Raw genomic sequence first — 24,146 nt, 5'->3', positions numbered from 1 at the left:
CGATCACTTCTCTCGGACGAGGGAGACGGAGCCGGCACCAGCGGCACCTTCGACGAATGCCGAGGTGAAGCGGCCGGTGAGCATCGGCGTGGCGTTGGCGAGCTCGATGTTCCAGAGCTCGAAGGTGACGAAGCCGCGCACGCGGTACCAGGTGGTGCCGCCGCTGGTCCCGGTCTGGTCCCAGATCGGGAGGGTCACCTGGTCGAACAGGAGCCCGAGCTTGTAGAGGCCGGACGCGCAGTTGTCGGCGACCCGGGAGGCCTGGGCCGGTCGGACCTTCGTGACGTTGCTGCCGGTGCTGGCCGAGATGACGCAGCCGTTGGCCGAGTCGGGTTGCAGCACGGCCTGCCCACCGCGCAGCGCCTCGCCGTCCGGGCCGGTGCAGGTGCTCGCCGCGGTGGTCTGCGGGTCGAGGTGGTGCGGGAGGCTGTTGAGGAACTGACCGCGGGCCAGCTGCGCCTGGTACTCGCACCAGGACAGCCCCACGGGGGCACGCAGGGTGCGGGTGAGCGGTGTGCCGCCCGTCCACGTGGCGGCCGAGGTGACGGACACGGTGGTGCTGTCGATGCCGAGCACGGGGGCGAACCAGTGCGCCTGGTCGGCGGTCATGGTCACCGTGACCTGCTGCCCGCTGATCGCGACGGTCGGGGTGCGCAACGTCGCCCCGGCCGGGGCGGCGTTGGCGGTCAGTGCCCAGGTCGCGGTGGCGGTGGGGTTGGCGCAGGCGCCCTTCGCGCAGTCCGACGCCACCGCCAGCGCGGCCGAGTCGGCGGCGGTGCGCAGCTGCTCGCGGTCGGAGTACAACGAGGCGACGTCCACCGCGATGGCGGCGAACCCCAGCAGGGGCACGAGCATGATGGCGACCATCACGGCCACGGCGCCTCGTTCGTCGGCCAACCGCTGCGGAGCAGCGCGGCGCAGCAGCCGGGAGATCATCCGCATCGCATGACCGCCCTGCCGGTCAGGGTGGCGCCCGAGGAGCCGAGCACCCCGCCGAGGAACGTCTGGCGGTGGGTCACCGTCACCGTCACCGTCGTGTTCGCCGCTGCGCCCACGCAGGTGAGCGGGGTGATGCTGATGGCCGATGCGGGGACGCCCAGCGTCCCGACCGCCGACTGCACGATCGACAGCGCCGACGCGGCGGTACCCGCCGTGGCGACGGTGCGAGCGCCCTCACGGGCGGCAGCCGACAGGGTGGCCTGGGTGTTGAACGCCTTGCTGACCTCCATGATCCCCACGAGCAGGAGCAGCAGCACCGGGACCACCAGTGCGAACTCGACCGCCGCCGCGCCCCGCTCGCCGAGGAGCCGGCGAGCGGGACGGGGACGGGGCCGGGCAGGGCTGCCGGACACGGAGGTGCTCCTGTCGTGGGGTCGGGAAGGCGGCGGGGACGACGTCCCCGGTGGTCAGGGACCGCCGGTCAGCTCGTCGGTGCGGCGGGCGTGGAAGCCGGGGTGCCGCCCAGCGAGATGCCGTCGAAGAGGGCCTTGAGCTTGTTGCCGAAGATGAGGACGGCCGCCGCGACGACGAGGGCGATGGCGCCGACGAGGATCGCGTACTCCACGGCGGAGGCGCCCTTCTCCTCCTTGACCGTCCTCAGCCGGTCCGCGACGCGGTCGGCGGTGACGTAGGACAGGGTGTGCAGCGTCTGGAACAGGCTGACCAACGTGAGCTCCTGGGGAACCGACCGTCGGCTGATCGGGTCGGGTGACCCGGGTCGCGGTCTTCACCCCGTTGTTCGGACGTGCGCAACCCGAAGCACAGCCCAGCGCGGACCGGCTCACCCGACCGGGTGAACGACCTGTTCGCGGGTCACGGCAGGAGCAGGAGCCAGTCCTCGGTCAGCAGCGCCGCGACCAGGGCACCGCCGAGCAGCGCCGGCCCGAACGGCAGCCCGGTCCGCCGTCCCACCCGCCGGGCGGCGAGCAGTGCCAGCCCGACCACGGCCTGCAGCAGGAAACCGAGGAAGAACCCGACCAGGACGACGGGCCAGCCGAGCCAACCCAGGTAGAAACCGAGCAGCCCGGCCAGCTTGACGTCGCCCATCCCCAGTCCGCTCGGGGCGGCCAGCGCCATCACCAGCAGCACCGCGAACGCGGCTCCCCCGGCCAGCGCGGCGCGCCCCAGGCTCGACCAGTCGCCGTCCGCCCCGGCGGCGACGGCCAGCAGGCCGAGGCCGCCCAGCAGCCCCGGCAGCAGCACCCGGTTGGGCAGCAGCTGCTCGCGCAGGTCGACGACGGTGAGCAGCAGGCCGACCGCGACGAACCACAGCCACGCGGGCAGCTGCGCCGTCCAGCCGAATCGGAGGGTGACCGCGACGGCGCAGAGCGCCCCGGTCAGTTCCGGCCAGGGGGCCCCGATCGCGCGGGCCCGCCGGTCGACGCGGACCGCGACCGCCCCGTCGCCGGCCTCGACCCGACGCGGGGCGACCAGCGCCAGCGAGTCGGCGACCCGGCCGGTGACGGCGCCACCGAGTCCGGCGACCACCGCGGCGAGCAGCGCGCTCACGTCAGTCGGGGCGGGGTCCGGTGCAGCACGCCGCACAGGGTGACACGCGGACACCGCTCCCCCGGGCAGGCGCGAGGTGGTCGGCTACCTGCGCTCGCGCCGGACGGCCACCACCAGCCAGCGGTCCTCGGCGTCGTCGACCTCGGTGACGCGCCAGCCGGTGCCGGTGAGCAGCTCCCGGATCCGCGGCTCGCTGCGCACGTCGTCCGGGGTCAGTTCCCGGCCGTGCCGCCGGGCCAGCGCTGCCCGGCCGACCGGGTGGAACAGACCGAGCCGTGCGCCGTCGGCGGCGACCCGGGCCAGCTCACGCAGGCCGGCCTCGGGGTCGGGCAGGTGGGAGACCAGCCCGGAGGCGAAGAGCACGTCGAACGCCCCCGCCGCGAACGGCAGCCCGGTGACATTGCCACGCACCAGGTGCGCCAGCTCCCCGCGACCACGCCGTTGGGCCTCGGCGAGCATCTCGGCGGTCAGGTCGAGGCCGACGAGCAGCCCGGCCGGGCCGGCGGCGGCGCGCAGCACGGGCAGGGCGCGCCCGGTGCCGCAGGCGGCGTCGAGGACGGCGTCCCCGGCGCGCACCCCCAGCTCGGCGACGGCCCGCTCGAACCGGGGCCCGTCGTCGGGGAACTTCTCCTCCCAGGCGGCGGCCCGGGAGCCGAAGAACGTCTGGGTGTCGCTGCTGGTCAGTCGGTCTCCTCGGCGGGGGCGGTGTCGCACTCCTCGTCGGCGAGCGTGGCCAGCTCCTCGACCAGCGGAGCCGCATCGGCAGAGCCCAGGACGACGGTGAGGTTCTCCCCCGTCGCCGGCCGGAGCAGCGACACGACGCCGAGCGCCTCGGCCAGCTGCCGCACCGGCTCCTCCTGACCCTCGAGGTGCTCGATCGCCGACTCGGTGACCTCGGCGCTGCTGACCGTGCCGAGGGTGAGCCCGGCGTCGGTGAGGACCCCGGTCACCGCCTCGATCAGGACCGGGTCACCGGTGCCGTCCACCACGTCGACGACGACCGGCTCGGCCGGCTGGAACTCGATGCCACACAGGGCCGGCGCGGGCTCCGGTGCCGGGGCAGGCGCGGGCTCCGGTGCCGGGGCAGGCGCGGGCTCCGGTGCGGGGGCAGGCGCGGGCTCAGGAGCCGGGACCGGCGTGGGCTCCGGCTCGGGAGCCGGGACCGGCTCGGGCTCCGGTGCAGGGACGGGCTCCGGCTCCGGCGCGGGCTCCGGTGCCGGGGCAGGCTCAGGAGCCGGGACGGGCTCCGGTTCCGGCGCGGGCTCGGGCTCCGGCGCAGGAGCCGGCACGGGCTCCGGCGCAGGAGCCGGCACGGGCTCCGGCTCCGGCGTGGGCGCAGGGACCGGTGCCGGCGCGGCCAGGAGCGGCGGGGGCTCGACCGGCGCCGCAGGCGGCTCGACGGCCGGCGGCGGCTCGATCGCGGGCGGCGGGGCGGGGGCGGCCGGTGGCACGGTCGGCGCCGGACCTTCCGGGGTGGGCACCGGTTCCGGCGTCGTCCCGGCGTACGTGGCGGACAGCCCGAGCACCGTGGCCACGTAGCTGTCGGAGTGGTTGTAGGCGAAGACGGCGCGCGACTGGCCCTCCGGCGTGGAGAGGTCCCCACCCGCGGCGCAGAGGTACTTGCCGGTGGCGACGGCGGCGTCGTTGATGTTGAAGGGGTCGCGGCGCCCGTCGCCGTTGCCGTCGCTGTCGTACATCGCCCAGGTGGTGGGGATGAACTGCATCGGGCCGACGGCGCGGTCGTAGACGGTGTCGCCGTCCAGCACGCCGTCGTCGGAGTCGAGGATCCGGGCGGTGTTGTTGGTGCCGTCGAGCGGGATGCCGATGATCGGCGGGCTCGACAGCCCGTCGGTGTGCAGGGTGGCACCGGCGAAGCGGCCGTGGTTGGACTCGACCCGGCCGATGGCGGCGATCAGGGTCCAGCTGATGCCGCAGTCGGCGGAGAGCGCGGCGGCGCGTTCGTAGGCCGTCAGTGCGGTCGACGGGATCCCGCTGGCGGCCAGTGGCGACGCCTCGCCGGTCGGGGCGGCGGCGGTCGGGGCCTCGGCGGTCGGGGCGGTCGCGGCGGTGGCTGTCGCGGGGGCGCTGCTCGGATCAGCGTCGGTCGCGATCGCCATGGTCTCGAGCAGCGGTTCCAGCGGTGGCACGAACTCGTCCCGCAGACCGGAGGGCGGGCGGGGCACGAGCGCGTCGGCCTCGACGGCCATCAGGCGAGAGGACGGCGGTGGCGCCGGAGCGGCACCGGGTGCGGCGCTGGCCGCGGGGAGGAAGGCGACCAGGGCGGTGGTGATGCCCGCGCTGGCGACGACGCCGGGTGCCCGCACCCGGCTCGACCGGGTGTTCGTGTGCCGTCCGCGGCGGGCCCGGCTCATCAGCCGAGGACCCGCACGTGCTCGCATGGCATGACTTCAGGCACCAGTTCCCCCTGTGGCCGTCAACCTGCTGCGGCCGGGCGGGCATCGAACGATCCCCGGCTCCGGACGAGAAGGACCGTAAACCGGGCCCCTGGATCGCGCCATGCTCGTTGGGTGAACTCCTGGGAGCCGAAGGTGATCGGCACGCGGCGACGGGGCGACGGCGGGTCAACGTGGCGGAAACACGCCTCCGCTAGCGTCCCGGCCGCCGGACGGCGGGGAGAGGCGGTGGGATGTCCCGACAGCGCCCTCCCGCGCCCTGGGTCGCTGCGCTGGCCAGCGCCCGCGACGCCCCCTCGCAGGCGCTCGTGCTGGAGGAGCTGCGCACGGCCATCCTGGCCGGCCTGGTCCGCCCCGGGGTACCGATCCCGGTGGACGACGTCGCCGCCCGGTTCTCCCTCAGCCGGATCCCGGTGCGCGAGGCGCTGAAGACGCTGGTGGCCGAGGGGCTGGTCGAGCACGAGGTGCGGGGCGCCTACGTCGTCGCGCGACTGAGCCGGGCCGAGCTCGCCGAGCTCTACGTCGTCCGGGCCTCGCTGGAGGCAGCCGCGCAGGCCGCCGCGGTGCCCCGCTCGACGCCGCAGGACGTCGCCGTCGCGGCGGCGGCGCTGCGGGAACTGGAGGCGGCGACCGCCGCCGGCGGTGCCGACGACCACCACCGCTGGAGCCGGCGCTTCCACCTGGCGCTGATCGCCCCGTGCCAGATGCACCGCCTGCTGCAGATGTTCGAGCGGGCCTGGAACGTCACCGAGCCCGGGCGGCCCATGTCGCACGCCTCCGCTGCCGCGACCGCGGCGCTGGCCGCCGACCACGTCGCCATGCTCGACGCGTTCGCCGCCGGTGACGTCGCGGCCCTGACCCAGGTGACCGGCGCCCACTACGCGCGGCTGCAGGAGATCGTCGCCGGCATCCCCGCCGACGGCTGAGCCCGGCGGATATACCCGCGCGGACATCCGGGGGCAACACCGGCTCCCTAGCGTTCGCGCCGTCGCTCCCGGACGGCCGCTCCTCGCCGCTGCCGGGACACCGACGAGCTCGTGACCCGCCGCTGCCCGCACCAGCCGACGATCCGCAGGAGCCCTCCATGACCACCACGTCCCCCGAGCCGGTGGCGCTCGCGACCGACGTCCCCACCCCCCTCGGGACGGCGCCCTCGGCCGCCGCACCCGGCGGCGCGCTGATCGGCGCCGACTACGACCCCCGGCTCACCAACGAGGACCTCGCCCCGCTGCGCCAGCAGCGCTGGGGCTCCTACAACATCTTCGCGTTCTGGATGTCGGACGTGCACAGCGTCGGCGGGTACGTGACCGCGGGCAGCCTCTTCGCCCTGGGCATCGCGGCCTGGCAGGTGCTCATCGCCCTGGTCGTCGGGATCGTGATCGTGCAGGTGTTCGTCAACCTGGTGGCCAAGCCCAGCCAGAAGACCGGCGTCCCGTACCCGGTGATCAACCGCGCCGTCTTCGGCGTCAAGGGCGCCAACATCCCGGCGATCATCCGCGGCCTGATCGCGGTCGCCTGGTACGGCGTGCAGACCTTCCTGGCCGCGAGCAGCCTGAACATCATCTGGCTGAAGTTCGTCCCGGGCGCCGAGGCGCTGCTCGAGCCGTCGTTCCTGGGGCTGGCCGCGTTGGGCTGGATCTCCTTCGCGGTGCTCTGGGTGGCGCAGGCGGCGCTGTTCTGGCGGGGCATGGAGACGATCCGGAAGTTCATCGACTTCGCCGGCCCGGCCGTCTACGTCGTCATGATCGTGCTGGCGGTCTACCTGGTCTCGGAGGCCGGCTGGTCCAACATCGACCTGAGCCTGCACACCGGCCCGACGCTGAGCGGGTGGGCGACGGTCTCCACGATGCTCGGCGCGATCGCGCTGGTGGTCTCCTACTTCTCCGGCCCGATGCTGAACTTCGGCGACTTCGCCCGGTACGGCAAGAGCTTCGCCGCGGTGAAGCGCGGCAACCTGCTCGGCCTGCCGCTGAACTTCCTCTTCTTCTCGCTGCTGACCGTGGTCTGCGCCTCGGCGACCGTGCCGGTGTTCGGTGAGCTGATCACCGACCCGATCGCCACCGTGGAGGCGATCGACTCCACGTTCGCGATCCTGCTGGGCGGGCTGACCTTCGTCATCGCGACGATCGGCATCAACATCGTCGCGAACTTCATCGCCCCGGCGTTCGACTTCTCCAACGTGGCGCCGCAGAAGATCAGCTGGCGCGCCGGCGGGATGATCGCCGCCGTCGGGTCGGTGCTGCTCACCCCCTGGAACTGGTACGACAGCGCCGAGGGCATCCGGTTCAGCCTCGGCATCCTGGGCAGCCTGATCGGCCCGCTGTTCGGCATCCTGATCGCCGGCTACTACCTGGCGAGCAAGCAGCGGGTCGCCGTCGACGACATGTACTCGATGTCCCCGACCGGCCGGTACTGGTTCCGCGGCGGCTACAACCCCAACGCCGTCCTCGCCGTGCTCGGGGCCGGGGTGCCGACGATCCTGCTGACGCTGTTCACCTCGGTGGGCGACTACGGCTGGTTCATCGGCTGCGGCCTCGGCTTCGTGCTCTTCGCCGGGCTGGAGCGGGTGCGGCCGATGATCGTGCTGCTCGACCCGGCCGAGGCCGGCGTCTCCGACGGCACCCGGGTCTGAGGCCGTGCTGATCCAGATCGTCAACCCGAACACCACCGCCTCGATGACCGACCTGATCAGGCGCAGTGCCCGGGCCGCCGCCGGCCCGGGCACCGTGGTGGTCGCCGTGCACCCGGAGATGGGGCCGGCCTCGATCGAGAGCCACTACGACGAGGCGCTCGCCGTGCCGGGGCTGCTCGCCCAGGTCGCGGTCGGCGAGGAGGCCGGCGCCGCCGGGCACGTCATCGCCTGCTTCGGTGACCCGGGGCTGGACGCCGCACGGGAGGTCGCGACCGGGCCGGTGGTGGGCATCGCCGAGGCCGGCATGCGGACGGCGACGTACCTGGGGCGCACCTTCGGCGTGGTGACGACCCTGCAGCGGACGACCGGTCGGGCCTGGGAGCTCGCCGGCCGGTACGGGGTGCGGGAGCAGTGCCGCACGATCCGGGCGGTGGAGATCGCCGTCCTGGCGCTGGAGACCGACCCAGCGGCCCGTTCGCGGATCGCCGCCGAGTGCGAGGACGTCGTCGCGACCGAGGGCGTCGACGCGATCGTGCTGGGCTGCGCGGGGATGGCCGACCTCGCCGCGGAGCTGACCCGGCGGGTGGGGGTGCCGGTGATCGACGGTGTGGCGGCGGCCGTCGCGACGGTCGAGGGGCTGGCGCGGCTGGGGCTGCGCACCGGCAAGCGCGGTGAGTACGCCGCTCCCCTGCCGAAGCGGTACACCGGCGCGCTGGCGGAGTTCGGCGTCCCGGAGCCCGTCGCCGTCCACTGACACCGGGGTGCCGGACTACCCCGCGAACCGGCCGAGCCGGAAGGCAGCCAGCAGAGGGCTCGGCGCTCCGTCCAGGACCTCCCCGGCCAGCAGCTCCCCGGCGACGAGGCCGAGCGTCGCGCCGCTGTGGGTGAAGGCGACGGTGAGGCCGTCGATCCCGGGGACGATGCCGAGCACCGGGTGCCCGTCGCCGGGGATCGGCTTGCGCCCGACGCCGTAGGACGCGCAGGACAGCACCGGCCGACCGGCCAGCACCTGCGCCGCCTCGGACAGCAGCCCCTGCACCGTGGAGTCGCGGACGTCGAACGTCCCGTCGTCCCGGCGCACCACCTCCTCCTCCGACCAGCCGGCGTCCAGGACGATCCCGCCGCCCAGGGCGGGTCGGAGCGCCACCCGCGGCGTGTTCAGCACGGCGCGGAGCCGGTGCCCGAACGGCGGGGTGCGGACGAGCAGCGCGTTCGAGGTGGCGTCGGGCAGGTGCACACCGAGACCGGCGAGGGTGCGCGGGACGTCGGCGCCCGTGGCCAGCACGACGGCGTCGGCGTCGAGCACGTCACCGGTGCCGGTCCGCACGCCGACGACCCGGCCGCCCTGCACGACCACCTGGCACGGACCGGCCGAGGTGCGCACCACTCCCCCAGCGGCCCGCAGGTCCCGCACCAGCTGCCCGATGAGCGACGGCAGGTCGACCCAGCCCTCGTCCGGGTTGAGCAGTGCGCCGTCGCCCGGGATCGCCCCGGCGTCCACCCCGGGGAGCCGCGCGGCGACGTCCACACGACTCAGCCACTCGGCCGGGTAGCCGATCGCGCGCTGGTGCTCGAACGAGGCGCGGACCCCGTCGCCCCAGCGGAGGCCGCCGTCGAAGGCGATGTGCGCGGTCGAGTCGGGGCGGGTGGCGAAGGCCCGGTACCGATCGAGGCCGAGCATGCGGAGCCGGTGGTACTCCGGTGGGAAGTCGCCGGCCGAGTTCAGCCAGGACAGCGACCGTCCCGACGCGCCGCTGGCCGGCTCGCCGTCCGTCAGCAGCGTGACCCGGGCACCCCGGGCGGCCAGCTGCGCCGCCGTCGAGACCCCGAGCACCCCAGCGCCGAGGACGACGACCCGGATCTGGCCACTGCCTCCACTCCGCACCCCCGCAGTCTCCCGGAGAGGTGTCACACCGGGCTCGCGGCCGGTGTCTCCATGTCGACCCACCACTCACCTGGAGGAGACATGACGAGCAGCACCCGCGTCCCGGCGACCGCGGTCACCGGCGTCTACGGAGCCCTGGTCAGGGCGATGACCCGACGGATGTTCGGCACGGTGCCGGAGTCGATCGGCGTGATGTGGCACCACCCGCCGGTGTTCAAGGCCCTGATGGGGCTCGGCCGGAAGTCCGAGTCCTGGGACCGGCTGGACCGCGACCTGGCGTCGTTCGCGTCCATGGCCGCAGCCAGCACGATCGGCTGCAGCTTCTGCCTGGACCTGCACCACTTCCTGACCCACGACCGCGGGCTCGACGAGGCCCGGGCGCGGGAGGTGCCGCGGTGGCGGGAGTCCGACGTCTTCACCCCCCTGGAGCGCCGGGTGATGGAGTACGCCGAGGCGATGAGCCAGACGCCGCCGGCGGTGACCGACGAGCTGTCGGCCGCCCTGCTCGCCGAGCTCGGGGCGCCCGCGCTGGTGGAACTGACTGCCAGGATCGGCGCGATGAACCTCACCGCCCGGGCCAACGTCGCGCTCGGCATCCGGTCCGCGGAGTTCTCGGCGTCCTGCGGCCTGCCGCCGCTGGCTGCCCCGTCGCGGACGGACGCCGCCTCGGCATGACCGACGACCCGTTCCTGGCCCACCGCAGCCTGCTGTTCACCGTCGCCTACGAGATGCTCGGCTCGGCCGCCGACGCCGACGACGTCGTGCAGGAGACGTGGCTGCGGTGGGCCGAGGCGGACCGCGCGGAGGTGCGTGACCCGCGGGCGTACCTGGTCCGGGTCGTCACCCGGCAGTCGCTGAACCGGCTGCGCACCGTGTCCCGCCGCCGGGAGGACTACGTCGGCGAGTGGCTGCCCGAGCCGCTGCTGACCAGCCCGGACGTCGCCGAGGACGTCGAGCTCGCGGAGAGCGTCTCGCTGGCGATGCTGACCGTGCTGGAGACGCTGGGGCCGACCGAGCGTGCGGTGCTGGTGCTGCACGAGGTCTTCGACGTGCCGTACGAGGAGATCGCCGAGGCGGTGGGCAAGTCGGGCGCCGCCGTCCGGCAGATCGCGCACCGGGCGCGGGAGCACGTGGCCGCCCGCCGTCCGCGGATGGTGGTCGACCCGGCCGAGCAGCAGCTGGTGGTGGACCGGTTCCTGGCCGCACTCACCGGCGGCGACGTGCAGGCGCTGCTGGACGTGCTGGCGCCGGACGTCGTGGTGGTCGCGGACGGCGGCGGCCTGGCGCCCGCTGCCCGGCGCCCGTTCGCCGGCCGGGAGCGGGTGGCCGGGGCGCTGTCCCGGTTCGCCGAGTTCGCGCCCGGGGTGCTGATCACCACGCCGCTGATCAACGGCGGGGTCGCCGCCCGGATCGACCCGGGCGGCGAGTTCGACACGGCGATCACCTTCGTCGTGGCGGACGGCCGGATCTCCCGGATGTACGCGGTGCGCAACCCGCACAAGCTGGGCCGGCTCGACGAGGTGGCCGAGCTCCGGCGCTGACCGGCCGTCAGGCGGACGGTCCGACGACCTCCGCCAACCCGAGGGTGCGGATCAGGTCGAACCGGGAGGCGTCCTCGGTGCCCGGCTCGGCGGTGTAGGTGACGATGCGCAGGTCGGTGCCGATCACGGTGAGGACGTCGCAGTCGACCGTCACCCGGCCGACGCGCGGGTGCACGAAGGTCTTCGCCTGGAACCTGTGCTCGACCACCGTGCCCTCGGCCCACAGCTGCGCGAAGCGCGCGTCGGGCTGCAGCTCGGCGAGCAGCGCCCGCACGGACGGGTCGTCCGGGTAGCGGATCTGGGCACTGCGCAGGTCGGAGACGAGGGCCCGCTGGTGACGTTCCAGGTCACCGTCGCTCCACACGACCTGCGGGGCCCGGCCGGCGAACTCCGCGGCGACCAGGTTGAGGCCGGCCGGCATGTCCCCCAGCAGGGCGCGCCACGCCGCGTTGGCGGTCAGCAGGGTCCAGTGCGCCGTCCAGACCCCGATGGCGACGTCCGGGAGCCGGGCGAGCAGCCGCTGCACGCTGGCCGGAATGTGCGTGGGGACGGCGCTGGGCAGCGGCGCGGGCAGGCCGGCGGCGAGGTACAGCTGGTCGCGCTCGAGGTCGGACAGCTGCAGCACCCGGGCGAGCGAGGCGACGACCTGCGCCGAGGGGCGGTCGGCGCGGCCCTGCTCCAGCCGGACGAGGTAGTCGACCGAGACGCCGGCCAGCAGGGCGACCTCCTCCCGGCGCAGCCCCTTGGTGCGGCGCTGCCCGGTGGGGAACCCGACCGCGGCCGGCTGGAGGCGTTCCCGCCATGCGCGCAGCAGCGCCGCGAAGTCCCCTCGGTCGGTCATGGGCTCATCGTCGTCCACTGCGGCCGGGATGGGTGGTACTGCCAGTCATACGGTCGGACGGCACCAGTCGACGTCCTCCGGACGGGCGCACGGTGGGTGCATGACGACGACATTGATCACTGGCGGCAACAAGAGCCTGGGCTTCGAGGCGGCCCGGCGGCTGAAGGAGCAGGGGCACCGAGTGGTCATCGGCGCCCGCGACGCGGAGCGCGGTCAGCGCGCGGCCGAGGAGCTGGGCGTGGAGTGGGTGCGCATCGACGTGACCTCCGACGAGTCGGTGGCCTCGGCGGCGAAGGAGGTGCGCGAGCGCTTCGGCGGGCTGGACGTGCTGGTCAACAACGCCGGCGTCTCCGGGCCGATCGGCGCGGTCGACGAGTACACCGCCGCGGACCTGATGGCGGTGCTCGACACCAACACCGGTGGGCTCGTCCGGACGACGCACGCCTTCCTGCCGCTGCTGCGCGAGTCGGCGGCCCCGGTGATCGTGAACGTGACCAGCGGGCTCGGCTCGTTCGCCGTGCGCTCGGACGAGTCCCGGATCGAGCACTCGGTCCCCTCGCTCGGCTACTCGGCCAGCAAGGCGGCGGTCAACATGCTCACCTCGGTCTACGCCCAGTTCCTCCCGGAGCTGCGGATCAACGTCGTGGACCCGGGCTACACGGCGACGGACTTCAACGGCCACGCCGGCCCGCAGACCGTCACCGAGGGCACGGACGCGATCGTCGCGATGGCGTCGATCGGCGCGGACGGCCCGACCGGCACCTTCACCGACCGGCACGGCGCCGTCGCCTGGTGACCCGCGCCCGGGCCCGGGCCGTTCCCCGGCCGGCCCGGGCGGCGCGGGGCGCCCTCCGCTGGGGAGCCTCGCGCCGACCGTTCCGGTCACGAGTCGGTGGCGGCGGCGGTGGCCCGCTGCGCGCGGACGGCGTCCAGCCGGGCCTCGAGTGCCGCGGTCATCCCGACCCACGAGTCGCTGCCGAGCACGAGGCGGAGCGGGGCGGGGTCCCGGTCCACGCTGTCGATCATCGCGGCGGCCATCCGGGCCGGGTCCCCGATGACGCCGGGTGGCCCGCCGTCCCGGAAGGTGCGGACCGCCGCGGCTGGCGAGACGTCGTAGGCGTCGAGCGGGTCGGCGAAGCGCAGCCCGCCGTGCCCGAAGTCGGTGCGGGCACCTCCAGGCTCGACGATGGTGACGCCGATGCCGAACGGCGCCACCTCGGGGGCCAGCGCCTCGCAGAAGCCCTCGATGCCCCACTTCGAGGCGTTGTACAGCGAGGAGCCCGGCCACGCGGCCTGGCCGGCCATCGACGACAGCTGGAGGACCCGCCCGCCGCCGGCGGCACGCAGGTGCGGGAGCGCGGCGCGGATCAGCTGGATGGAGCCGAGCAGGTTGGTGTCGAGCTGGTGGCGGACCTGGTCGTCGCTGAGCTCCTCGGCGGCGCCGAACAGTCCGTAGCCGGCGTTGCTCACGACGACGTCCAGCCGGCCGAAGTGCGCCTGTGCGGCGTCCACCACCGACCGGATGCGGTCGGTCTCGGTGAGGTCCAGGCGGTGGACGGCGAAGGTGTCGGGATGGGTGTCGACGAGGTCGGCGACGGCGTCCGGCCGTCGGACGGTGCCGGCGACGCGGTCGCCGCGGGCGAGCAGCCGTTCGGTGAGCTGACGGCCGAAGCCGCTGCTCACCCCGGTGATGAGCCAGGTTCGTGTCATGCGCCCAGCGTCGGGAGGCGGTGCGCCGGCAACCAGGCCCCCGGTGAGGGGGGTGCCGGCAGGGACAGCCAGGTGGGTGGCGCGGCGACCTACCGTTCGGGCGTGGCGGAGAACCTGATCGGTGAGTACCTGCGTGCCCGGCGAGAGCAGGTACGCCCAGAGGACGTCGGGGTCGTGGTGACCAACCACCGCCGCGTGCCCGGGCTGCGCCGTGACGAACTGGCGATGCTGGCCGGGGTGAGCACCGAGTACTACACACGCTTGGAGCAGGGGCGTGACCGGCACCCGTCGGCGCAGGTGCTCGACGCGGTGGCGCGGGCGCTGGGCCTGGACGGCGCGTCGACCGCGCACCTGCACGACCTGGCGGACCCGGCACCCCGCCGCCGGCGCGCGCAGCGCCGTGCCGAGCGGGTGCGACCGAGCGTCACCCAGCTCATCGCGTCGTGGGACCACACGCCCGCCTTCGTGCAGGGCCGCCACCTCGACGTGCTGGCGGCCAACCGGTTGGCCGTGGCGCTGACGCCGCTGTTCACCCCGGGCACCAACCTGTTGCGGACCGTTCTCCTGGAGCCGGGCAGGTTCGGCTCCCCGGCCGAGCTGGAGGCGACCGCCGTCGACCTGGTCGCCGTGCTGCGGAGCGCAGCCGGCCCGGACGTCGACGATCCGCGGCTGGCCGAGCTGGTCGGCGAGCTGTCGGTGCGCAGCGACCTGTTCCGGCGGCTGTGGGCCCGCCACGACGTACGCCGGCACCCCGGCGGGGGCGTGTACCGGATGCAGCACCCGCAGGTCGGTGACCTGGAGCTGCGCTACGACAAGTTCTCCGTCGCAGACGCCGAGGACCAGGTGCTGGTGGTCTACCAGGCAGAGCCGGGTTCCCGCTCGGCCGAGTCACTGGCCCTGCTCTCCACGATCGCCGGGGCTGCTGCGGCCGATCCTCAGGCAGCGCACCGTGGTGGCCAGGCGCTCGACCCGACGACCGCGCACTCCGTGTAGCAGCCGGGACATCGCTCGGTGCTGCCGAGACCCGAGCGGCATGCCGGGACCCGGGCGGCATGCCGGGGCCCGGGCGCGACTGAGCACCGGGCCGGGCAGTTCAGTGCAGGAGCGGTCCGATCAGGATCTCGGTGCCGTCGGGTCGCCAGGTACGCCATCGCCCGCCGGGATCTCGTTCGACCCGGAACCCGTGATGGACCTTGGTGTGGTGGCGTTCGCACAACAGCGCTGAGTTCTGCAGCGAGGTCTCGCCGCCGTGCAGCCAGTGGACCAGGTGGTGGACGTCGCACCACCAGCTCGGGGCGCCGCAACCGGCGAACACACAGGACTTGTCCCGCCGCTCGACCGCCTTGCGCAGCCCGGGGGTGACCACCCGGTGGTCTCTCCCCAGGTCCAGCGGGACCCCGTCGGAGCCCATCACGATCCGGGAGATGCTGCCGTCACAGGCCAGGTAGCGGGCCCGGGCGGCGGAGATCGTCGCCCCGAAGCCCAGCTCCGCCGCACCCGCGCCGGTCGCGGGGTCGACCAGGTCGTCGAGGTCGATGCCGACCACCACGTGCGGCTTCACGGTGCGCAGGATCGGCAGGCTGCCCGAGGCCAGCTGGTTGTCGCACAGCTGCACGAGCGCGTCGGCGTTCTGCTGAGCTCGGGTCCGCTCATCGCCCTGGGGGCGGTCGGCCTGCACGATCGACTCGATCGCCGCCTGCACCTTCTCCCCACCAACAGCGTCCAGGTCGAACCGGCCGGTGACGCTGCCATCGGCGTGCTTGGCGATCGTCAGCCGCCGCCCCTCCGTCGGGTCCGGCTCCGGGCCGTCGGGGTCCAGCGCGTCCTCGAAGGCCTGCACCGCGGCCACCAGCGACTGGTGCGGCGACTCGGCCGCCACCTGCGCCCACACCCGATCGAACGCGCCCAGGTCGACGTCCTGCTCGGCAGCCCGGGCCCGCTCACGCTCCCCCACCGCAGCAGCGACCACGTCCATCTGCGCCGCCGTCACCGACCCCTCAGCGAAACCAGCGGCCAGCGCCGGGAAGTGCTCCAACGCCCGACCCGACCGCAGGACCCGCGACGCCTCGGCCGGGGCCAGCCGCACGTGCCCGATCAGCCACGACCGCATCGACTTCAACCCGTCGCGCTCCGCGGCCTGCGTGGTCTCCGCGCGCCGGACCGTGCGGGTCAACTCCGCCGAGGCGCGATTGACCAGCTGCACCAGCATCGCCGTCCGGTCCAGCACCTGACCGTCCGTGAACGAGTGCAGATCGTCCGACGCGAGGGCATCGAGAGCCGACATCAACTCGCTCACGACACCTCCTGCAGCATTCGAACGTGTGTACGAATACTACCGCGGACGAGAATGCCGCTCAACCCGAATCCCCAGGTCAGACGCTTGTCCACAGATGTCCGAGGCACCTTGACAAGCCGCGAGAAAGCAGTGCCCAGCTGCCCGATGAGCGGCCGACGGCAAGAGCGCCGCCATTGAGCGACGTCCGATGTCGAGAACGCGCGACCGGTTCCGTCTCCCGGGTGTCCGCGGCCACGATGGCCGCACCACCAGCGAGGAGAACCACGATGGCCAAGTACCTGCTGCTCAAGCACTACCGCGGCGCCCCGGCTGCGGTGAACGACGTCCCGATGGACCAGTGGACCCCCGACGAGGTCTCCGCCCACATCCAGTACATGGAGGACTTCGCGGCGAAGCTCGAGGAGACCGGCGAGTTCGTCGACGGTCAGGCACTGGCCCCCGAGGGGTCGTGGGTCCGGTACGACGGCGAGGGCCGCCCGCCGGTGACCGACGGGCCGTTCGCGGAGACGAAGGACCTCATCGCCGGCTGGATGGTCATCGACGTCGACAGCCACCAGCGCGCCGTCGAGCTGGCAGGCGAGCTGTCGGCCGCGCCAGGTGCGGGCGGCCGGCCGATCCACGAGTGGCTCGAGCTGCGCCCGTTCCTGGGCGCGCCCCCCACCATCACCGAGTGACCCCACCGGTGGACGACGTCCTGGTGCGCAGCCTGGTGCCGGGCGTGCTCGGCGTCCTCGTCCGTCGCGGAGCCGACTTCGCGGCGGCCGAGGACGCCGTCCAGGAGGCGCTGATCGAGGCGGTCCGCAGCTGGCCGGCCGCCCCACCGCGGGACCCGACGGGCTGGCTGGTCACCGTGGCCTGGCGCCGGTTCCTCGACGCGACCCGGGCGGAGACCACCCGCCGTCGCCGGGAGGAGACCGTCGCCGACGAGCCGCCGTCCGGGCCGGTGCCCTCGGCGGACGACACGCTGCAGCTGTACTTCCTCTGCGCCCACCCGGCGTTGACGCCCGCGTCGGCGGTGGCGCTCACGCTGCGCGCCGTGGGCGGGCTGACCACGCGGCAGATCGCCGCGGCCTACCTGGTGCCCGAGGCGACGATGGCGCAGCGGATCAGCCGGGCCAAGCGCACCGTGTCCGACGTCCACTTCAACGAGCCCGGCGACGTCGCCACCGTGCTGCGCGTGCTGTACCTGGTGTTCAACGAGGGCTACTCCGGGGATGTCGACCTGGCTGCGGAGGCGATCCGGCTCACCCGGCAGCTCGCGGCCTCCGTCGACCACCCGGAGGTGGCGGGGCTGCTCGCCCTGATGCTGCTCCACCACGCGCGGCGGGCCGCCCGGACCGCGCCCGACGGCAGCCTGGTGCCGCTCGCCGAGCAGGACCGCGACCGGTGGGACATCGCGCTGATCAGCGAGGGGGTCCAGGTGCTGCAGGCAGCCCTGGCTCGGGACCGGCTGGGCGAGTACCAGGCCCAGGCCGCGATCGCGGCGCTGCACGCCGACGCGCGGTCGGCCGCGGAGACCGACTGGGTGCAGATCGTGGAGTGGTACGACGAGCTGGTCCGGCTGACCGGTAGCCCGGTGGTGCGGCTCAACCGCGCGGTCGCCGTCGGCGAGGCGGACGGTCCGCGCGCCGGCCTGGCAGCGCTCGCCTCGGTGGACGCCTCGGTCCCCCGCTTCGCCGCCGTCCAGGCGTACCTGCACGAGAAGGACGGCGACCGGACGGCGGCGGCGCGGCTCTACGCCGAGGCGGCCGCCCTGGCGGGCAACGCAGCCGAGCGCGACCACCTGACGCGCCAGGCGGCCCGGCTCAACTCCCGCTGACGGCCGGGCCGATGACTTCCCCACCATCCCGGAGTCAGTGCTGCGAGGCGACCGACCCCCGGAGGAGACCCCATGCCCACGATCCTGCCCATGATCCTCACCGCTGACCCGGAACGCCTGAGGGACTTCTACGTCGGAGTACTGAACGCTCACGTGGTCGAGCAGACCCCGCCGGAGGACGACGGCGACCCGCCGTTCTTCCTCAGCCTGCGCATCGGTGACTCGGTGCTGGGGCTCGTCCGGGAGGCCGAGCCACCCGCCGGCAACCGGACCCTGCTGGGCATCGGCGTCGACGACGTCGACGCGCTCCTGGACTCGGTCCGCTCGCACGGCGGCGCGGTCACCGGAGGGCCGACGGACATGGCGTGGGGCATGCGGGTGGCCCACGTGACCGACCCGGACGGCAACCCGATCAACCTGCAGTGCCCCGTCAGGGACTGACGTCCGGGCGGGCGCGGTCGATCCACTCGCGGAGCAGCGCGCCGAAGACCTCGGGCCGCTCATGCACCAGCGCGTGGCCGGCGCCGTCCACTACCGCCAGGGTGGCGTGCGGGTGGTCGCCCAGCAGCCCGACCGCGTCGGCCCAGCCGACCGTGGAGTCGCGGCGGCCGGCGACGATGAGCGTGGGCCCGTCGTAGCCGCCCGCGCCCAGGTCGATCGACCACCCCGCGAAGACCCGCTCCAACGCGGCTTCGTCGACCAGCGTCGTGCCCGGCACGACGTGGTCGCGGTAGCGGCGGGCGGTCGCCCGGGTGCGGACCACGAAGTACTCGTCGAACTCCGCTCGCTGCTCCGGCGCGAGCTCGTCATGGGCGTCGTCGTCCTGGCGGACCACCTCGTGCTCGGGCACCTGTCCGGTCCGCTCGCCGAGCGGGCACACCAGCGCGAGGCCGCGCACGAGGTCCGGCCGGCGGGCCGCCAGACCCCGGGCCAGGTAGGCGCCGTAGGAGTGCCCGAGCAGCAGCACCGGTTCGCCGGCCAGCTGCTCGACGAAGCCGGCGAGCAGCGTGACGACGTCGTCGTTGCTGGTCAGGCCGTCGGCCGTCGAACGCCCCATCCCGGGCAGGTCCGGGTAGACGCGGCGCAGTCCGACGTCCGGGACGACGGCCTCGACCGCCGCCTCGATCTCCCGGTGGTCGACGCCGGCACCGTGCAGCGCGACGAGCGGCGGGCCGGTCCCGTGCTCGACGTGGTGGACCGACACCCCGCCGACTTGGCTGTCCATGCCGGCACGCTAGTCGTCCTGACCGGACACGTTGATCGAACAGATCAGTCGCTGGGGCCGTGTACGGGTCTGGCGTTCGCTGGGGGTGTCCCGACCTCGTCGATCGTGTGGCTGCCGCAGGCGATCGTGGTCGTGCTGGCCTGCTTGATGCGGGACACGGTGAACCACCGCATGGCGTTGCGCAGCCGGCACCAGCCGATCAGGTGCCACTGGCCGTTCGTGGAGGCGAACAACACGGGTTCGACGTCGCGGGTGGTCGTGGTGCCGTCGCTCGAGGTGTAGCGGATCCGGATCACTCGTTGCTCGGCCATCGCCGCCTCGAGCGCTGACGTGACAGCGCGCGATCTGGAGGGTGGCGCGTTGACCCAGACGCGGCGCGCCAGCTCGTCGGCCTTCGCTCGGGTCCTGGGATCGAGGACATCCACGATCTTCTGGACCGCAGCTGAGGCCAGATCGCCGTAGGGGGCGTCGGGTGCAGCGGAGACAGCCGCCAGGAGCGCCACCGCCTGGGCCGGGGAGAGACTGACGGGCGGCAGGGACCCGCCTGTGGTCAATCCGTAGCCACCGCCGGGCCCGGGACGTGACCAGATCGGCGCGCCGCTGTTTTCCAGCGCAGCGAGGTCTCTCTTGACCGTTCGCACGGACACGTCGAACTCGGTCGCCAGCCGCCCGGCGGTGCAGCCTCGCGCGCCGTTGCGGCGCAGCATCTCGGACAGGGCGTGGAGCCGTTCCGCTCGCTTCACTGTCCGAACTCGGCGGAATTCATGACAGAAATCGTGACATACAGCTGTCCAGACGACCCCGGAGCATCGGGGCATGGCGACAACGACGAGCAGCCCGACCACCATCCTGATCGCCGGCCACTGGCTGGGCGCCTGGGCATGGGATGAGGTGCTGGAACACCTGACAGCCGACGACTGGCGTGCGATCCCGATGACGCTCCCCGGACTGGACGAGCAGGACCCCGAGCGTTCGTCCAAGACCCTCGACGATCAAGCAGCGGCGATCGAGCAGACCATGGCGCAGGCCGGGGTCTGCGAGGACCAGCCGGCGGTTCTGGTCGCTCACAGTGGGGCCAACGCCCCGGTCAGTCTCGTGCTGGACCGGCACCCTGAGCTCGTCCACCGGGTGGTGTGGGTCGACTCCGGGCCGGTGGTGCCAGGGGGTGTCTTCGCTCCGGACGTGCCGGGAGCACTGCAGGAGCTGCCGCTGCCGCCCTTCGACGTCCTCGGGGAGCAAGCCAGCCTCGAGGGCCTGAGCCCGGAGGTCCTCGAGCGCTTTCGGGCCAGGGCTGTCCCCGAGCCCGGTCCCGTGCTCCGTCAGCCCGTGGAGCTCACGAACGATGCACGACTGAGTGTCGCGACCACGATCGTGTGCTGCTCGATCCCGAGCGCGCAGCTGCTGGAGCTGGCCCGCGCAGGACACCCCATGTTCGCCGAGGTCGCCAACCTCGAGCAGCTCGACGTCATCGACCTCCCCACCGGGCACTGGCCCATGTGGAGCCGTCCTCGCGACCTCGCGAACGCGATCCACTCTGCAGCTTCCCGGGTCAGCTGAAGCGCGAGCTTCCTCGAAGGGGGTCAGCGTGTGCGGCTGACCCCCTTCCGTCCCCGACAGGACGCATGCCACACGCCGATGCCGCCCCACGCCACGCCATCGCCCGGGTAGAGGTCACCGGCGATGCGCCGACCGCCGGCCGAGGCGCGCCGCCACGACCGCCGCGCCGAGCAGGCACAGCGCACCGTTGACCGCGATCGCCGTCGTCACCCCGTCGAGCACGCCGGAGCCACCGAGCACCACCGCGGTGACGACGGCGCTCATCACCGGCGTGCCGAGGGTGATGCCGATCTGCTGGCTCATCGTGGTCAGCCCGGTGGCCAGGCCCTGCTCGGTCTCGGGCAGCCCGGACGTCGCGGTGACCACGAACCCGACGATGACGACGAGGTTGGCGACTCCTCCGACGAAGGTGGCGGCCAGCACCAGCCAGATCGACGCGGCGGCCGCGGAGACGAAGACCAGCGACAGCGTCGCGACGGCCTGGACGACGAAGCCGCCGACGATCGCCGTCCGGTTGCCGAACCGGCCGATCACCCGCGGCCCGAGCAGCCCACCGAGAACGGTGCCGAGCCCGAGGACGGCGAAGGACAGTCCGGCGCCGAGCGGGCTGTAGCCGAGCACCTCCTGCAGGTACAGGGTGAGCAGGAAGACCAGCGACGTCTCGGTGACGAAGGCGAGCGCGCCGGCGATGTTGCCGATGGCGACGCTGCGCCGGCGGAGGACCGACAGCGGCACGAGCGGGGACGCCGTCCTCCGCTCGACGGCGACGAAGGCGACCAGCAGCGCCACGGCAACGGCGAAGGCGAGCAGCGTCAGGCCGTCGGTCCAGCCGTGCGATGCGGCGCGGGTCAGCCCGAAGACGAGCGCGAGCAGCCCGAGCGTCACGGTCGCCGCACCGGGCACGTCGAGCCGGGTGCGCTGTTCGGCCGGGCGCTCGGCGAGAACCCGCGGCGCGACGATCAGCACGAGCACGGCGACCGGGACGTTGAGGAAGAAGGCCCACCTCCAGCTGAGCAGGTCGGTCAGCAGCCCGCCGAGGACGGCGCCGGTGGTGAACCCGGCGGCCATCAGCGCACCGTTCAACCCGAGCGCCCGGTCGCGGGCGGGGCCTTCGGGGAACGTGCCGAGCAGCAGCGCCAGCGCGGCCGGGACGACGATCGCGGTGGCGACGCCCTGGGCGACCCGGGCGGTGAGCAGCACCGCCGGGATGGTCGCGAGCCCGCCGAGCAGGGAGCCGGCGCCGAGCAGGGCCATGCCGAGCAGGAACATCCGCCGCCGTCCGGCGAGGTCGGCGACCCGGCCCATGAGCAGGGTGAGCCCGGCGGCGCAGAGCGCGAAGGCGGTGGCGATCCACTGCAGGTCGGCGAGGCGGAAGCTGACGTCCGCACCGATGGTGGGCAGGGCGACGTTGAGGATGGAGAAGTCGACGGCGAGGGTGAAGCTCGCGGTGAGCAGCACGGCGAGGGCGGCGCGCTGCCGGGTCGGTGGGGCGATGGTGGTCACCCCGGCGACGCTGCGCTGACAGCCGCCGGGCAACCACACCCCCGGGTTCCTGTCACTGGCAGGGACAGGCTGGGTGTTGTGGCCGGCGGCAGGATGAGCCCGTGACCGAGCTCGGGGAGTTCCTGCGCGTGCGCCGGGCGGCGTTGCAGCCGGCGGACGTCGGACTGCGCGGCTACGGCGCGCGCCGGGTGCCCGGGCTGCGGCGCGAGGAGCTGGCCATGCTGGCCGGGGTGAGCGCCACGTACTACGCGCGGTTGGAGCAGGGACTCAGCGCCAACGCGTCGGAGGCGGTGCTCGACGCGCTGGCCCGGGCGCTGGAGCTGGACGCCGACGAGCGGGCGCACCTGCGCACCCTGGCCCACGCTCCAACCCGCCGCCGTTCCCGGACGCGCCCGGACGTGATCCGCCCGGGGATGCTGCGGCTGATCGAGTCGATGCCGGACACCCCGGCGGTGGTGCTCGGACGGCGCAGCGAGGTGCTCGGCTGGAACGCGCTCGGGCACCGCCTGGTCGCCGGACACCTGCCGTTCGACTCACCGCACCGCCCGGCCGAGCGCCCGAACATGACCCGCCTGCTGTTCCTGGACGCGCACACCCGCGAGCTGTACGAGCGGTGGGACGAGGAGGCGCAGCGGGCGGTGTCGTCGCTGCGGGTGCTGGCCGGCCGGTCGCCGGACGACGAGGAGCTGACCCGGCTGGTGGGCGAGCTGACCGTGCAGAGCGCGGAGTTCGCCCAGCTGTGGGCCCGGCACCCGGTGGCGAACTGTGTGTCCGGCACCAAGCAGCTGAGGCATCCGGAGGTCGGCGAGCTGGAGGTGGCGTTCGAGGTGCTCACCCCACCCGACGACGCCGGCCACCGCGTGCTGCTCTACACCGCTGCGCCCGGGACGCCGTCCGCCGCAGCCCTGGACCTGCTCCGCCGCAGCTGGCCGGCACCCCGGGCCGGAGTGCTGCACAACGCTCCATGACTCGATCCCGGGCGCGCGCGGCTCCACCGGTGGTGCGGTAGCCGGTCAGGGCGCTCGGACCAGCCCCTCCTGGTAGGCGATGACGACGAGCTGTGCCCGGTCGCGGGCGCCCAGCTTCGTCATGGCCCGGTGCACGTGGGTGCGGACGGTCAGCGGGCTCACGACCAGCCGGTCGGCGATCTCCTGGTTGGACAGGCCGAGCGCGGCCAGGCCGGTGATCTCGCGCTCGCGGTCGGTCAGCCTCGGGAGCAGTCCGCGCGGCAGGTCTCCGACGCCGTCCGCACTGGCGAGGAAGCGGTTCACCAGCACCCGGGTGGCGACCGGCGAGAGCAGGGCCTCGCCGTCCACGACCGTCCGGATCCCGGCGAGCAGCTCGGCAGGGGTGACGTCCTTGCCCAGGAAGCCGCTCGCCCCGGCCCGGAGCGCGTGCGCCACGTGCTCGTCGGACTCGAAGGTGGTCAGGATCAGCACCCGCGTGCCGGTCAGGTCGGGGTCGGAGCAGATCTGCCGGGTGGCGGCGAGCCCGTCCAGGACCGGCATCCGGATGTCCATCAGGACCAGGTCCGGACGGTGCTGATGGGCGAGGTCGACGGCCTCCGCGCCGTTGGCGGCCTCGGCGACGACGGTCATGTCGTTCTCGGAGTCGATCAGCATGCGGAACGTCGAGCGCAGCAGCGCCTGGTCGTCGGCCAGCAGCACTCGGATCATCGGGGTCCCTCCCAGGGCGTCAGCGGGACGGCGAAGGTCACGGCGTACCGGCCGGACCCGACCGGGCCGGCCTCCACCGTGCCGTCCAGCGCGAGCGCGCGCTCACGCATCCCGATCAGCCCGTAGCCCGATCCCACCGGACCGGGCCGGACGCCGGTGTTCACCACCTGGACGCAGACGGTGTCCTCGGTGCGGCGCGCGGTGATCGTCACGGACGGCTGGACCGCGTGCTTGGTGACGTTGGTCAGCGCCTCCTGGACGACCCGGTAGGCGGTGATGTCGACCAGCCGGGGCAGGCACGCCAGCGGCCCCTCGCGGTGCACCGTGACGTCGATGCCGGCGGCCCGGCAGGGCTCGACCAGCTCGTCGAGCTGGTCGAGCCCTGGTGCCGGCACGGTGTCGGCCGGGGGGTCGTCGTCGGCGGTGCGCAGCACCGCCACGGTGGCCTTGAGCTCCTGGAGGGCCGCTGACGTGGAGACGCTGAGCCCGGCCAGCAGCTCCCGGGCCTGCTCGGGACGCTTGTCCAGGAGGTGCTCGGC

At 73.8% G+C, this 24,146-nt stretch carries 27 protein-coding genes; 12 read left to right on the top strand and 15 right to left on the bottom strand.

Annotated features, from left to right (window positions below; genetic code table 11):
- Window positions 1-3: 3 nt before the first annotated feature.
- The 6 genes from O2W53_RS03920 to O2W53_RS03895 all read right to left on the bottom strand — a co-directional run bounded on the left by O2W53_RS03920 (window position 4) and on the right by O2W53_RS03895 (window position 4,880).
- On the bottom strand, window positions 4-942 hold the full coding sequence (locus O2W53_RS03920; RefSeq protein WP_269161727.1) for a pilus assembly protein TadG-related protein: 939 nt from the start codon (window positions 940-942) through the stop codon (window positions 4-6).
- Window positions 933-1,352 carry a TadE/TadG family type IV pilus assembly protein gene (locus O2W53_RS03915; RefSeq protein ID WP_269161726.1) on the bottom strand — a complete coding sequence of 140 codons (420 nt, stop codon included), beginning with the start codon at window positions 1,350-1,352 and terminating at the stop codon, window positions 933-935. Before O2W53_RS03915 ends, O2W53_RS03920 begins: the two co-directional genes overlap by 10 nt.
- A gap of 68 nt (window positions 1,353-1,420) precedes the next feature.
- Window positions 1,421-1,666: a Flp family type IVb pilin gene (locus O2W53_RS03910; RefSeq protein WP_269161725.1), complete on the bottom strand. Its 246-nt coding sequence runs from the start codon at window positions 1,664-1,666 to the stop codon at window positions 1,421-1,423.
- Between the two features lie 146 nt (window positions 1,667-1,812).
- A complete protein-coding gene (locus O2W53_RS03905) occupies window positions 1,813-2,508 on the bottom strand; it encodes a prepilin peptidase (protein ID WP_269161724.1) in 696 nt (231 codons plus the stop codon).
- Between the two features lie 84 nt (window positions 2,509-2,592).
- Window positions 2,593-3,222, bottom strand: a complete 630-nt coding sequence (locus tag O2W53_RS03900) for a class I SAM-dependent methyltransferase (protein WP_269161723.1) — start codon at window positions 3,220-3,222, stop codon at window positions 2,593-2,595.
- A complete protein-coding gene (locus O2W53_RS03895; protein WP_269161722.1) occupies window positions 3,189-4,880 on the bottom strand; it encodes a lytic transglycosylase domain-containing protein in 1,692 nt (563 codons plus the stop codon). The genes O2W53_RS03900 and O2W53_RS03895 overlap by 34 nt, the downstream gene beginning before the upstream one ends.
- A gap of 275 nt (window positions 4,881-5,155) precedes the next feature.
- On the opposite strand from O2W53_RS03895, the gene O2W53_RS03890 reads away from it, so the two are divergent.
- From O2W53_RS03890 to O2W53_RS03880, 3 genes are all read left to right on the top strand, one after another.
- Complete coding sequence (locus tag O2W53_RS03890; RefSeq protein ID WP_269161721.1) at window positions 5,156-5,848, top strand: GntR family transcriptional regulator; 693 nt, start codon at window positions 5,156-5,158, stop codon at window positions 5,846-5,848.
- Between the two features lie 158 nt (window positions 5,849-6,006).
- Window positions 6,007-7,554, top strand: coding sequence for an NCS1 family nucleobase:cation symporter-1 (locus O2W53_RS03885; RefSeq protein WP_269161720.1), 1,548 nt, complete (start codon window positions 6,007-6,009; stop codon window positions 7,552-7,554).
- A 4-nt stretch (window positions 7,555-7,558) separates the two neighbouring features.
- Window positions 7,559-8,308 carry an aspartate/glutamate racemase family protein gene (locus tag O2W53_RS03880; RefSeq protein WP_269161719.1) on the top strand — a complete coding sequence of 250 codons (750 nt, stop codon included), beginning with the start codon at window positions 7,559-7,561 and terminating at the stop codon, window positions 8,306-8,308.
- A 15-nt stretch (window positions 8,309-8,323) separates the two neighbouring features.
- Here the strand turns inward: O2W53_RS03880 and O2W53_RS03875 are convergent, their stop codons facing one another.
- Window positions 8,324-9,439, bottom strand: coding sequence for an NAD(P)/FAD-dependent oxidoreductase (locus O2W53_RS03875; RefSeq protein ID WP_269161718.1), 1,116 nt, complete (start codon window positions 9,437-9,439; stop codon window positions 8,324-8,326).
- 81 nt (window positions 9,440-9,520) lie between these two features.
- Here O2W53_RS03875 and O2W53_RS03870 point away from each other — a divergent pair, with 81 nt between their 5' ends.
- Together O2W53_RS03870 and O2W53_RS03865 are read left to right on the top strand one after the other, a co-directional pair.
- On the top strand, window positions 9,521-10,114 hold the full coding sequence (locus O2W53_RS03870; RefSeq protein WP_269161717.1) for a carboxymuconolactone decarboxylase family protein: 594 nt from the start codon (window positions 9,521-9,523) through the stop codon (window positions 10,112-10,114).
- Window positions 10,111-10,980 (top strand): RNA polymerase sigma-70 factor, encoded by an 870-nt coding sequence (locus O2W53_RS03865; protein WP_269161716.1) that lies wholly within the window; start codon window positions 10,111-10,113, stop codon window positions 10,978-10,980. Before O2W53_RS03870 ends, O2W53_RS03865 begins: the two co-directional genes overlap by 4 nt.
- A 7-nt stretch (window positions 10,981-10,987) precedes the next feature.
- On the opposite strand, the gene O2W53_RS03860 is transcribed toward O2W53_RS03865, so the two are convergent.
- The gene (locus tag O2W53_RS03860) at window positions 10,988-11,821 is read right to left on the bottom strand and encodes a helix-turn-helix transcriptional regulator (protein ID WP_269161715.1); all 834 of its coding nucleotides are present in this window, start codon (window positions 11,819-11,821) and stop codon (window positions 10,988-10,990) included.
- 100 nt (window positions 11,822-11,921) lie between these two features.
- On the opposite strand from O2W53_RS03860, the gene O2W53_RS03855 reads away from it, so the two are divergent.
- Window positions 11,922-12,617, top strand: coding sequence for an SDR family NAD(P)-dependent oxidoreductase (locus O2W53_RS03855; protein ID WP_269161714.1), 696 nt, complete (start codon window positions 11,922-11,924; stop codon window positions 12,615-12,617).
- 86 nt (window positions 12,618-12,703) lie between these two features.
- Here O2W53_RS03855 and O2W53_RS03850 read toward each other — a convergent pair whose 3' ends face one another.
- Window positions 12,704-13,531, bottom strand: coding sequence for an SDR family oxidoreductase (locus tag O2W53_RS03850; RefSeq protein WP_269161713.1), 828 nt, complete (start codon window positions 13,529-13,531; stop codon window positions 12,704-12,706).
- 102 nt (window positions 13,532-13,633) lie between these two features.
- On the opposite strand from O2W53_RS03850, the gene O2W53_RS03845 reads away from it, so the two are divergent.
- Window positions 13,634-14,524: a helix-turn-helix domain-containing protein gene (locus O2W53_RS03845; protein WP_269161712.1), complete on the top strand. Its 891-nt coding sequence runs from the start codon at window positions 13,634-13,636 to the stop codon at window positions 14,522-14,524.
- Between the two features lie 100 nt (window positions 14,525-14,624).
- Here O2W53_RS03845 and O2W53_RS03840 read toward each other — a convergent pair whose 3' ends face one another.
- A complete protein-coding gene (locus tag O2W53_RS03840) occupies window positions 14,625-15,827 on the bottom strand; it encodes an HNH endonuclease signature motif containing protein (RefSeq protein ID WP_269161711.1) in 1,203 nt (400 codons plus the stop codon).
- Window positions 15,828-16,093: 266 nt separating this feature from the next.
- On the opposite strand from O2W53_RS03840, the gene O2W53_RS03835 reads away from it, so the two are divergent.
- The 3 genes from O2W53_RS03835 to O2W53_RS03825 all read left to right on the top strand — a co-directional run bounded on the left by O2W53_RS03835 (window position 16,094) and on the right by O2W53_RS03825 (window position 18,087).
- Window positions 16,094-16,501, top strand: a complete 408-nt coding sequence (locus O2W53_RS03835; protein ID WP_269161710.1) for a YciI family protein — start codon at window positions 16,094-16,096, stop codon at window positions 16,499-16,501.
- The gene (locus tag O2W53_RS03830; protein WP_269161709.1) at window positions 16,498-17,646 is read left to right on the top strand and encodes an RNA polymerase sigma factor; all 1,149 of its coding nucleotides are present in this window, start codon (window positions 16,498-16,500) and stop codon (window positions 17,644-17,646) included. Before O2W53_RS03835 ends, O2W53_RS03830 begins: the two co-directional genes overlap by 4 nt.
- Before the next feature lie 72 nt (window positions 17,647-17,718).
- Window positions 17,719-18,087, top strand: a complete 369-nt coding sequence (locus O2W53_RS03825) for a VOC family protein (protein WP_269161708.1) — start codon at window positions 17,719-17,721, stop codon at window positions 18,085-18,087.
- Here O2W53_RS03825 and O2W53_RS03820 read toward each other — a convergent pair.
- Complete coding sequence (locus O2W53_RS03820; RefSeq protein WP_269161707.1) at window positions 18,077-18,871, bottom strand: alpha/beta fold hydrolase; 795 nt, start codon at window positions 18,869-18,871, stop codon at window positions 18,077-18,079. The two genes, O2W53_RS03825 and O2W53_RS03820, sit on opposite strands and share 11 nt — an antisense overlap.
- A 44-nt stretch (window positions 18,872-18,915) precedes the next feature.
- On the bottom strand, window positions 18,916-19,689 hold the full coding sequence (locus O2W53_RS03815) for a helix-turn-helix transcriptional regulator (protein WP_269162369.1): 774 nt from the start codon (window positions 19,687-19,689) through the stop codon (window positions 18,916-18,918).
- On the opposite strand from O2W53_RS03815, the gene O2W53_RS03810 reads away from it, so the two are divergent.
- The gene (locus O2W53_RS03810; RefSeq protein ID WP_269161706.1) at window positions 19,688-20,428 is read left to right on the top strand and encodes an alpha/beta fold hydrolase; all 741 of its coding nucleotides are present in this window, start codon (window positions 19,688-19,690) and stop codon (window positions 20,426-20,428) included. The genes O2W53_RS03815 and O2W53_RS03810 overlap by 2 nt on opposite strands.
- A gap of 114 nt (window positions 20,429-20,542) precedes the next feature.
- Here O2W53_RS03810 and O2W53_RS03805 read toward each other — a convergent pair whose 3' ends face one another.
- On the bottom strand, window positions 20,543-21,931 hold the full coding sequence (locus O2W53_RS03805) for an MFS transporter (RefSeq protein ID WP_269161705.1): 1,389 nt from the start codon (window positions 21,929-21,931) through the stop codon (window positions 20,543-20,545).
- Between the two features lie 101 nt (window positions 21,932-22,032).
- On the opposite strand from O2W53_RS03805, the gene O2W53_RS03800 reads away from it, so the two are divergent.
- Window positions 22,033-22,899: a helix-turn-helix domain-containing protein gene (locus O2W53_RS03800; protein ID WP_269161704.1), complete on the top strand. Its 867-nt coding sequence runs from the start codon at window positions 22,033-22,035 to the stop codon at window positions 22,897-22,899.
- 45 nt (window positions 22,900-22,944) lie between these two features.
- Here the strand turns inward: O2W53_RS03800 and O2W53_RS03795 are convergent, their stop codons facing one another.
- Window positions 22,945-23,607 carry a response regulator gene (locus O2W53_RS03795; protein ID WP_269161703.1) on the bottom strand — a complete coding sequence of 221 codons (663 nt, stop codon included), beginning with the start codon at window positions 23,605-23,607 and terminating at the stop codon, window positions 22,945-22,947.
- Window positions 23,604-24,146, bottom strand: a 543-nt coding sequence (locus O2W53_RS03790) for a sensor histidine kinase (protein ID WP_331253780.1), incomplete at its 5' end; no start/stop codon positions are given. The genes O2W53_RS03795 and O2W53_RS03790, both read right to left, overlap by 4 nt.

Origin of the sequence: Modestobacter sp. VKM Ac-2978, from assembly GCF_026968025.1 — a bacterium.
Lineage (GTDB): Bacteria > Actinomycetota > Actinomycetes > Mycobacteriales > Geodermatophilaceae > Modestobacter.
The sequence above is the reverse complement of the archived record's forward strand: the minus strand, read 5'-3'. Positions and strand labels throughout refer to the sequence as shown.